The 9,938-nt window shown below is 71.4% G+C and carries 5 protein-coding genes; 4 read left to right on the top strand and 1 reads right to left on the bottom strand.

Annotated features, from left to right (window positions below; translation table 11 throughout):
- The first annotated feature begins 263 nt into the window (after window positions 1-263).
- Window positions 264-1,922 carry a DNA polymerase Y family protein gene (locus tag Q0326_RS16735; protein ID WP_363304305.1) on the top strand — a complete coding sequence of 553 codons (1,659 nt, stop codon included), beginning with the start codon at window positions 264-266 and terminating at the stop codon, window positions 1,920-1,922.
- The gene (locus tag Q0326_RS16740) at window positions 1,919-5,242 is read left to right on the top strand and encodes an error-prone DNA polymerase (protein ID WP_298692666.1); all 3,324 of its coding nucleotides are present in this window, start codon (window positions 1,919-1,921) and stop codon (window positions 5,240-5,242) included. Before Q0326_RS16735 ends, Q0326_RS16740 begins: the two co-directional genes overlap by 4 nt.
- A gap of 164 nt (window positions 5,243-5,406) precedes the next feature.
- Here the strand turns inward: Q0326_RS16740 and Q0326_RS16745 are convergent, their stop codons facing one another.
- Window positions 5,407-7,554 carry a malate synthase G gene (locus tag Q0326_RS16745; protein ID WP_298692668.1) on the bottom strand — a complete coding sequence of 716 codons (2,148 nt, stop codon included), beginning with the start codon at window positions 7,552-7,554 and terminating at the stop codon, window positions 5,407-5,409.
- Window positions 7,555-7,646: 92 nt separating this feature from the next.
- On the opposite strand from Q0326_RS16745, the gene Q0326_RS16750 reads away from it, so the two are divergent.
- Both Q0326_RS16750 and Q0326_RS16755 read left to right on the top strand, forming a co-directional pair.
- A complete protein-coding gene (locus tag Q0326_RS16750) occupies window positions 7,647-8,549 on the top strand; it encodes a LysR family transcriptional regulator (protein WP_298692670.1) in 903 nt (300 codons plus the stop codon).
- 35 nt (window positions 8,550-8,584) lie between these two features.
- Window positions 8,585-9,937: an FAD/NAD(P)-binding protein gene (locus Q0326_RS16755; protein WP_298692672.1), complete on the top strand. Its 1,353-nt coding sequence runs from the start codon at window positions 8,585-8,587 to the stop codon at window positions 9,935-9,937.
- The last annotated feature ends 1 nt before the right edge of the window (window position 9,938 follow it).

Below are 9,938 nucleotides of genomic sequence, written 5' to 3' on the forward strand. Positions count from 1 at the left end.
GGCGCCGGGGCATACCGTGCTCGCGGTCGAGCTGCTGCGCCAGCGCGGGCGCCCCGCGGGCGGCCATTGGCGACTGGAATGGGATCGTGAGCAGGCGCGCTTCACCGAGCCCGAAGACTGCGGGGCGGCGGCATCTGGCGCTGTGGCTGCCGCTGCTGAGCGCGGACCGGCGGACGGCGCAGCGCCGCGCCTGCGCGTCGGCTGAGGGTCGCACCGCGGCGCCCGAGCCGCCGATCGCCTTCGTCGAGAAGCAGCGCGGCGCGATGCGGATCGTCGCGCTCGATGCTGCCGCGCTGGCGCTGGGGATCACCCCCGGGCTGACGCTGGCGGACGCCCGCGCGCGCGTCCCCGAGCTCGCCGCGGTCGAGCATGACTCGCTTGCCGACCGGCTGTGGCTCGAACGCCTCGCCGACGCCTGCGACCGCTGGACGCCGATGGTCGCGCTCGATCCGTCCGACGGCATCACGCTCGACATCACAGGCTGTCTGGAGAGTTTTGCGATTGGCCGTGCGGAGGCGAAGCAGAATGCGTTCCCGGGCGCTGGCCGGGGCCCAGGCCCGCAGCCCGTGGCAGGCGCACCGGTTGATACGAGGCGTGGGGCCTGGACCCCGGCCTGCGCTGGGGAACCCGATCCCATTTTCGCGTCCGAAGCCGCGCTCGCCGCCGACATCGAGCGGCGCTTCGCGCGCGCCGGGATCCACCTGCGCCAGGCGGTGGCGGGATCGCCCGAGGCGGCGCAGGCGCTCGCGCGCTTCCAGACGATGCCGGCCGCCGACGAGGCCGGCGCGCTCCGCCGGCTGCCGGTCGTCGCCCTCCGCCTCGACGACGACGCGGTGGTCGCGTTGCGCCGCGCCGGGCTCAAGACGATCGGCGATCTCGCCTCGCGGCCCACCGCCCCGCTCGCCGCGCGCTTCGGCGCGGAGATGGTCGACGCGCTCGACCGGTTGCTCGGCCGCGCCGACAGCCGCATCGTGCCGCGGCGCGCGCTGCCCGCTTTGCTGTTCGAGCGCCGCTTCGCCGAGCCGATCGCGCGCACCGAAGATGCGCTCGTCGTCCTCGACGCGCTGATGCGCGAGGCCGCGCTGGCGCTCGAGGAACGGCATGGCGGCGGCCGACGCTTCGTCGCACGGCTCTATCGCAGCGACGGCGCGGTGCGCGATCTCGGCGTCGAGACCGGGCTGCCGACCCGCGACCCTGCCGTCCCCGCGCGGCTGTTCCGCGAGCGGATCGATGCGCTCGCCGATCCGATCGACCCGGGCTTTGGCTTCGACATGATCCGGCTCGCGGTACCGACCGTCGAGCCGCTCGCCGCGACCCAGCTCAAGCTCGAAGGCGGGCAGGTCAGCGAGGAGGCGATGGCGGCGCTGGTCGACCGGCTCGGCACGCGGATCGGGCGTGCGCGCGTCCGCCGCTTCCAGAGCCTCGACACGCACATCCCCGAGCAATCGGCCTTCGCGCTGCCGGCGATCGAGCTGCCCGATCCGGCGCGCTGGACGGCGCCCACCCCCGGCGAGCCGCCGCTCCGCCCGCTCCATCTGTTCGATCCGCCGCAGCGGATCGAGGTGATCCACGCGGTGCCCGACGGCCCGCCGCGCCGCTTCCGCTGGCGCCGCACGCAGCATGACGTGACGCGCTACGAGGGCCCCGAACGGATCGCCGCCGAATGGTGGCGCGTCGGCGTCGAGCGCCTGCCCGATCCCGAACCCTCGCACCAACGCCCCAGCCCGACGCGCGACGATCTCGTCGTGGCGGGCGAGGAGGTCGCCGATCCGCCGCGGTCGCGTCCGAGCAAGCCGCTGCTGACGCGCGACTATTTTCGCGTCGAGGATGTCCGCGGCCGGCGCTTCTGGCTGTTCCGCCACGGCCTCTACGGCCAGGAGACCACCGCGCCGGACTGGTACATCCACGGGTTGTTCGCATGAGCGAGGGCGTCGGCTTCGCCGAGCTGGTGGCGGCGACCAATTACAGCTTTCTGCGCGGCGCCGCGCATCCCTCGGACATGGTCGGCCATGCGATCGCGCTCGGGCACAAGGCGATCGGCATCGCCGACCGCAATACGGTGGCGGGGGTGGTGAAGGCCCATGTCGCGCTCCGCGACGCGCGCGAGCAAGCGGCACCGCACGGGCTCGCGATCGATTTCCGCCTGATCGTCGGCGCGCGCCTCGCCTTCGCCGACGGCACGCCAGACATCGTCGCCTATCCCGCGACCCGCAAAGGCTGGGGCCGGCTCACGCGGCTGTTGACGCTCGGCAACCGGCGCACCGTCAAGGGCGAGTGCGAGCTCCTCCTCGCCGACCTGATCGACTATGCGCAAGACCTGTTGCTGATCGCGATCGCCGACGAGCGGCACGAATTCCTGCTGCGGCGGCTCGCCAAAGTCGCCCCGCTGTGGATCGCCGCGACGATGCCGCGACTGGGCGACGACGAGCGCCGGCTCGCCCGGCTGCTGGCGCTGTCGGGCCGCACCGGCATCCCGCTGCTCGCCAGTTGCGACGCGCTCTACGCCAGCCCCGAACAGCGCCCGCTCCACGACGTCGTCACCTGCATCCGCGAGGGGACGACGATCGCCGAGGCCGGCCGCCGCCTGCTCGCCAATGCCGAGCGCCACCTCAAGCCCACAGGCGAGATGGCGCGGCTGTTCCACCAGGCGCCAGCCGCGGTCTCGGCCTGGGCGGATATCGTCGGGCGGATCGGCTTCACGCTCGACGAGCTCACCTATGAATATCCGCACGAGCCCGTCCCCGACGGGTGGAACGCACAGGACTGGCTGGAGCATGAGACGCTGCGGCTGGCGGAGCAACGCTATCCGGGCGGCATTCCCCCCAAGGTACGCGCGACGCTCGACGAAGAATTCGCGCTGATCAAGCAATGCAACTACGCCTATTATTTCCTCACTGTCTACGAAGCGGTCAAGTTCGCACGGTCGAAGGATCCGCCGATCCTGTGCCAGGGTCGCGGCTCGGCGGCCAATTCGGCGGTCTGCTATTGTCTCGGCATCACCTCGGTCGATCCGGCGCAGTTCAGCCTGCTGTTCTCGCGCTTCGTCTCGGCCGAACGCAACGAGCCGCCCGACATCGACGTCGATTTCGAGCATGAGCGGCGCGAGGAGGTCATCCAGCATATCTACGAGCGCTACGGCCGCGAGCGCGCCGGAATCGCCGCCACCGTGATCCACTTCCGCCCACGCAGCGCGGTGCGCGAGGCGGGCAAGGCGCTCGGCCTGTCCGAAGACATCACCACCCGGCTGACCAGCACGGTGTGGGGCAGTTTCGCCGATCGCATGGAGACGCGCCGCTTCGCCGACGCCGGATTCGACCCGGCGAGCCAGGACATCGCCCGGCTCAAATGGATCGTCGACCAGCTGCTCCACGCGCCGCGCCATCTGTCGCAGCATGTCGGCGGCTTCGTGCTGACCCAGGACCGGCTCGACGAGACCGTGCCGATCCACAATGCCGCGATGGACGACCGCACCTTCATCGAATGGGACAAGGACGACATCGACGCGCTCAAGCTGATGAAGGTCGACATCCTCGCGCTCGGCATGCTGACCTGCATCCGCAAGGCGTTCGGGCTGATGGAAGACCACGGCCTCGGCGCGTGGACGCTCGCCAATATCCCGACAGAGGACGCGCAAACCTACGACATGCTCTGCGAGGGCGACAGCATCGGCGTGTTCCAGGTCGAGAGCCGCGCGCAGATCAACATGCTGCCCCGGCTCAAGCCGCGGGTCTTCTACGATCTCGCGGTGCAGGTCGCGATCGTGCGGCCCGGCCCGATCGAGGGCGACATGGTCCACCCCTATCTGCGTCGGCGTGAGGCGCTGCGGCTCGGCGGCGCGCCGATCGTCTTCCCCGCGCCCAAGCCGCCGCATGATCCGAACGAGCTGCACGAGGTGCTCGGCAATACGTTCGGGGTGCCGCTGTTCCAGGAACAGGCGATGAAGCTCGCGATCACCGCGGCGGGCTTCACCCCCGACCAGGCCAACCAACTGCGCCGCGCGATGGCGACCTTCCGCAACCGCGGCGGGATCGAGGATTTCGAGCAGAAGATGGTCGAGGGCATGGTCGGGCGGGGCTATGAGGCGGAGTTCGCGCAGCGCTGCTTCGCGCAGATCCGCGGGTTCGGCAGCTATGGCTTTCCCGAGAGCCACGCCATCTCCTTCGCGCTGCTGGTCTATGTCTCGTCGTGGATCAAATGCCATTATCCGGCGGTGTTCGCCGCAGCGCTGCTCAACGCGCAGCCGATGGGGTTCTACGCCCCCGCGCAGATCGTGCGCGACGCACAGGAGCATGGCGTCGAGGTGCGCGCCGTCGACATCAACCACAGCGCGTGGGACAACCGCCTCGAGCCCGACGCCGCCCGCCGCCGCTCGCATCCGCGCTGGCGCTGGGACGTCGCCGCGTGCCGCCGCGACACGACGTTCGCGCTGCGCATCGGCTTCCGCCAGATCGACGGCTTCCGCGCGGAATGGGCCCACAGGATCGTCGCCGCGCGCGATGCCGAGGGCCCCTTCGACAGCATCGAGGCGCTCGCCCGCCGCGCCCTATTGCCCGCGCGCGCGCTGCGGCTGCTCGCCGACGCCGATGCGTGCAATTCGATCGGCACGGATCGCCGCGATGCGGCCTGGGCGGCGCGGCGGATGCCGGGCGGCGGCGAGCTGCCGCTGTTCGCCGCCGCGCAGGCGCGCGAGCTTGCCGCCGAACCCGATTCCGCGCTGCCCACGATGCCGCTCGCCGAGCAGGTCACCGCCGACTATCAGACCACGCGGCTGTCGCTCAAGGCGCACCCGCTGCTGTTCCTGCGCGCCACCCTGCGCCGCGAGCGCATCCTGAGCAGCGCCGAGCTCGCGCTGGCTAAAAACGGATCGCGCGCGAAGGTCGCCGGCGTCGTGCTGGTCCGCCAGCGGCCGGGCAAGGGCAATGCGATCTTCGCGACGCTCGAGGACGAAACCGGGGTGGTCAACATCCTGCTCTGGGCGCGCCAGTTCGAACGCTATCGCCGCCCGCTGATGGCGGCGCGGCTGATGGAGGCGCAGGGCGAGGTGCAGCGCAGCGCCGAAGGCGTGATCCATCTGATGGCCAACCGCATCGTCGATCGCACCGATCTGCTCGACCGGCTGAGCCAGGAGGGGCAGGTGCCGATCCAGGTCTCGCGCGCCGACGTCTTCGTCCATCCGCAGGTGTCGCGCGGCGGCCACCCGCGCGACGTCCGCGTCATCCCCAAGTCGCGCGACTTTCACTGAGGGCAGCGTTTCCTCCCCCGTCCGTTCGTGCTGAGTAGAGTCCGAGTAGCCGGCGCAGCCGGCGTATCGAGGGCTCGTATCGAAGCAGCGTGCCCAATCCTTCGATACGCCGCTTCGATACGCCCTGCGGGCTACTCAGCCGCTACTCAGGACGAACGGAGCGGTCATGCCCCCGCCTTCGCGCGCTGGCGGAAGCGGTGCAGCAGCGGCTCGGTATAGCCATTGGGCTGGTCGAGCCCCTCGAACACCAGCGCGCGCGCCGCCTGATAAGCGAGGCTGTCGGCCTCGCGCCCCGCCATCGGCATGTATGCCGGATCGCCGGCGTTCTGCGCATCGACCTTGGCCGCCATCCGCGTCAGCGCCGCATCGACCTCGGCGGCGCTCGCGACGCCGTGGAGCATCCAATTGGCCATGTGCTGCGACGAGATGCGCAGCGTCGCGCGGTCTTCCATCAGCCCGATGTCGTGGATGTCGGGCACCTTCGAGCAGCCGACGCCCTGGTCGACCCAGCGCACGACATAGCCCAAGATGCCCTGCGCATTATTGTCGAGCTCGTCGGCGATCTCCTGCGGCGACCAGTTGCGGCCCTCGGCCAGCGGGATCGTCAGCAGCGCGCCCAGCGCCGGCACCGGCTCGCCGCCAAGCGCGCACTGGCGTGCGGCGACGTCGACCGCATGATAATGGAGCGCATGCAGCGTCGCCGCGGTCGGCGACGGCACCCAGGCGGTGGACGCGCCCGACATCGGGTGGCCGATCTTCTGGTTGAGCATGTCGGCCATGCGATCGGGCGCGGCCCACATCCCCTTGCCGATCTGCGCCTTGCCCGCCATCCCGCAGGCGAGGCCGACGCCCACGTTGCGCGCCTCATAGGCGGCGATCCAGCTCGACGCCTTCATCTCGCCCTTGCGGATCATCGCGCCCGCCCGCATCGAGCTGTGCATCTCGTCGCCGGTGCGATCGAGGAAGCCGGTGTTGATGAACATGATCCGGCCCTTCACCGCCGCGATGCAGGCGGCGAGATTGGCCGAGGTCCGGCGCTCCTCGTCCATCACGCCCACCTTGATCGTGTGGCGCGGCATCGCCAGCAGATCCTCGATCGCGTCGAACAGGCGATCGGTGAAGCCGGCCTCCTCGGGCCCGTGCATCTTGGGCTTGACGATATAGACCGAGCCCGCGCGGCTGTTCTGATACTGGCCGGCGCGATTGAGATCGTGGAGCGCGATCGTCGCGGTGACGATGCCGTCGAGGATGCCCTCCGGCGCCTCCTGGCCATCGGGCAGCCGTATCGCGGGCGTCGTCATCAGATGGCCGACGTTGCGCACGAACAGCAGCGCGCGGCCGGGCAGCGTGAAGTCGGTGCCGTCGGGGGCGGTGTAGCGGCGGTCGGGATCGAGCGTGCGCGTCAGCGTCTCGCCGCCCTTCTGAAAGCTGGCGACGAGGTCGCCCTTCATCAGCCCGAGCCAATTGGCATAGGCCGCGACCTTGTCCTCGGCATCGACCGCGGCGACCGAATCCTCGAGATCGCAGATCGTGGTCAGCGCGGCTTCGAGAAGGACGTCGGATATGCCCGCGGGATCGGTCCGGCCGATCGCGCTCGACGGATCGACGACCAGCTCGATGTGCAGCCCGTTGTGGCGGAACAGCAGCGTGTCGCCGCGGCGCCCGACCCGCTGCGCCGGATCGGCCAGCACGGGCTCGCCGCCCGCGAAATCGGCCCAGCGCCCGTCTGCCAGCGGCACCGCTTCGTCGAGAAAGGCCTTGGCACGGGCGACCACCGCCGCTCCCCGCGTCGTGTCGTAGCCACCCGCGGGCGGCAGGCTGCCGAGCGCGTCGGTGCCGTACAGCGCATCATAGAGGCTGCCCCAGCGCGCATTGGCGGCGTTGAGCAGGAAGCGCGCGTTGAGGATCGGCACGACCAGCTGCGGCCCCGCCATCGTCGCGACCTCGGCGTCGACGCGGTCGGTCGTCACCGCGAACGGCGCCGGCTCGGCGACCAGATAGCCGATATCGCGCAGGAACGCCTCATAGTCCGCCGGATCGACCGGTTTGCCCGCGCGCCCCTCGTGCCAGGCGTCGATCTGCGCCTGCAGGCGGTCGCGCTTGGCGAGCAGCACCGCATTCTCCGGCGCGAAGCGTGCGAACAGGCCCGCCACGCCCGACCAGAAGGCGTCGGGCTCGATCCCGGTGCCGGGCAGCACGCGCGTGTCGATGAAGCGCGCCAGCGTCTCGGCGACCGCCAGGCCGGCCTTGTCGATCCTGGAGACGTCGTCGCTCGCAATGTCGATGCGGTGAATTTCGGTCGCGTCGGTCATGATGGCTCCTCTTCCCGGCCGGTATAGGCGATCCCCGATTGCGTCGGTAGGCGAGGATCGGGCACAGCATCTTCTCCCGGAGGGATCGAATGATGGACCGAGATTATCGCCTGTTCGCCACCGCGATCGAGCGCGGCAGCCTGTCGGCGGCAGGCCGCGACCTCGGCCTGACGCCGGCGGCGGCCTCGAAGCGGCTGGCGGCAATGGAAACGCGGCTGGGCGCGCGGCTGATCCACCGCACCACCCGACGCCTGACCCCGACCGAGGCGGGGCGCGGCTTCTACGAGGCGGTGCGCGCGATCCTCGCCGCCGCCGCCGTCGCCGAGGCGGAGCTTGCCGGCCGCGCCGCCACGCCGAGCGGGCCGCTGCGCATCTCGGCGCCGACCTCGTTCGGGCGGCTCCATGTCGCCCCCACCTTGCCCGCTTTCCTCGACGCCTTTCCCGCGGTGCAGGTCGAGCTGCGGCTCGACGACGGCTTCACCGACCTGCTCGCGGACCGGATCGACGTCGCGATCCGCATCGCCCCCGCCCCCGAGACGCCGCGCCTCGCCGCACGGCTGCTCGCCCCCAATCGCCGCGTCCTGTGCGCCGCGCCGGCCTATCTCGCGCGCTGCGGGACGCCCGCCACGCTGCGCGACCTCGCCGACCACCGCCTGCTCGCCGGCTCGACGCAGACCCCGTGGCGGCTCGAGCGCCGGGGCGTGCGCAAGAGCGTCGCGGTCGCGAGCCAGGTCGCCACCAATTCGAGCGAGGTGGTGCGCGCGCTCGCGCTCGCCGGCGTCGGCATCGCGCTCCGCTCGACCTGGGATGTCGGTGCCGAACTCGCCGCGGGCGCGCTGGTCCGCATCCTGCCCGACTGGCAGGGCGCGACCGACGTCGGCATCTATGCGGTCCACGCGCGCGACCCGCTGCCCGCGGCGGTGACCGCGTTCGTCGGCCATCTCGCCGATCGTTTCGCGCCGCGACCGCCCTGGGATTTGACGCCTCCCGCCTGATCGCCCATCGACGCGCGAACGGATCGGGAGACGGCATGCGGCACGATCATGTGGCGATCATCGGGGGCGGCTTCTCGGGCACGCTGCTCGCGGTCAATCTGCTGCGCCACGACGGCCCGCGCGCGACGCTGATCGAGCGCCGCCCGCACACCGCGCGCGGTGTCGCCTATGCCGCCGCGCACCCCGACCATCTGCTCAACGTCCGCGCCGACAATATGAGCGCGCTGCCCGACGATCCCGGCCATTTCGCGCGCTGGCTCGAGACGACGCACGGCGGCCGGATCAAGGGATTCGCGCCGCGGCTCGTCTATGGCGACTATCTCGACGCGCTGCTCGCCGAGACGATCGCGCGCGCACCGGGCCGGTTGCGCGTGGTGCAGGCCGAGGCGATCGACGTCGATCCGCAGGCGACCGATATGCGCGTCACGCTGGCGAACGGCGAGATGATCGCCGCCGACACGGTCGTGCTGGCGCCCGGCAACCTGCCGCCGCACACCCCGGCGGGGATCGATCCCGCATCGCTCGCCGACGGCTGCTATGCCGCCGACCCGTGGAGCGCCGACATCGCCGCGGGCCTGACCCCCGACGACGTCGTGCTCGTGCTCGGCACCGGGCTGACGATGGTCGACATCGCGCTGCTGCTCGACGCGCAGGGCTTTTCGGGCCGCATCGTCGCGCTGTCGCGGCGCGGGCTGCTGCCGCACGCGCATGCCGACGGCGTGCCCAAGACGCAACGCGCCGAGCGGCCGGAGCCGACCGCGATCGGGCTCCTGCAGGCGCTGCGCACGCGCGCCGGCGAGATCGACTGGCGCGCCGCGGTCGACGAGCTGCGTCCCTATACGCAAAGCATCTGGGGCGCGATGGCGTTGCCCGAGCGGCACCGCTTCCTGCGCCACCTGCGCGCCTGGTGGGACGTCCACCGCCACCGGCTGGCGCCGTCGGTGCGACAGCGGATCGAGACAATGCGTGAAGCGGGGCGGCTGCAGGTCGGCGCGGCGAAGCTGATCGATGCCGAGCGCGACGGCGCGCATATTCGCGTGCGCTACCGGCCCCGCCACGGCGACGCGATCGAGACGCTGCGTGTCCGCCGCATCGTCAACGGCACCGGACCGCAGGGTGACCTTACCGCGACGCAGGAGCCGCTGCTGCGCGCGCTGGTGACGCGCGGACTGCTGCGCGCCGATCCGTTGCGCATCGGCATCGACGTCACCCAGGATTCGCAGACGATCGGCGCGGACGGGGTGGCCTCGGACCGTCTGCTCGCGGTCGGCCCGATGACGCGCGGCGCCTTCTGGGAAATCGTCGCGGTCCCCGACATCCGCCGCCAGGCCTGGTCGGTGGCGCGCCGGCTGTCGAACGCGCAATGGGTCGGCGGCGAGGGATTGTAGG

The sequence above is a fragment of the uncultured Sphingomonas sp. genome, from assembly GCF_937859915.1.
GTDB lineage: Bacteria > Pseudomonadota > Alphaproteobacteria > Sphingomonadales > Sphingomonadaceae > Solisphingomonas.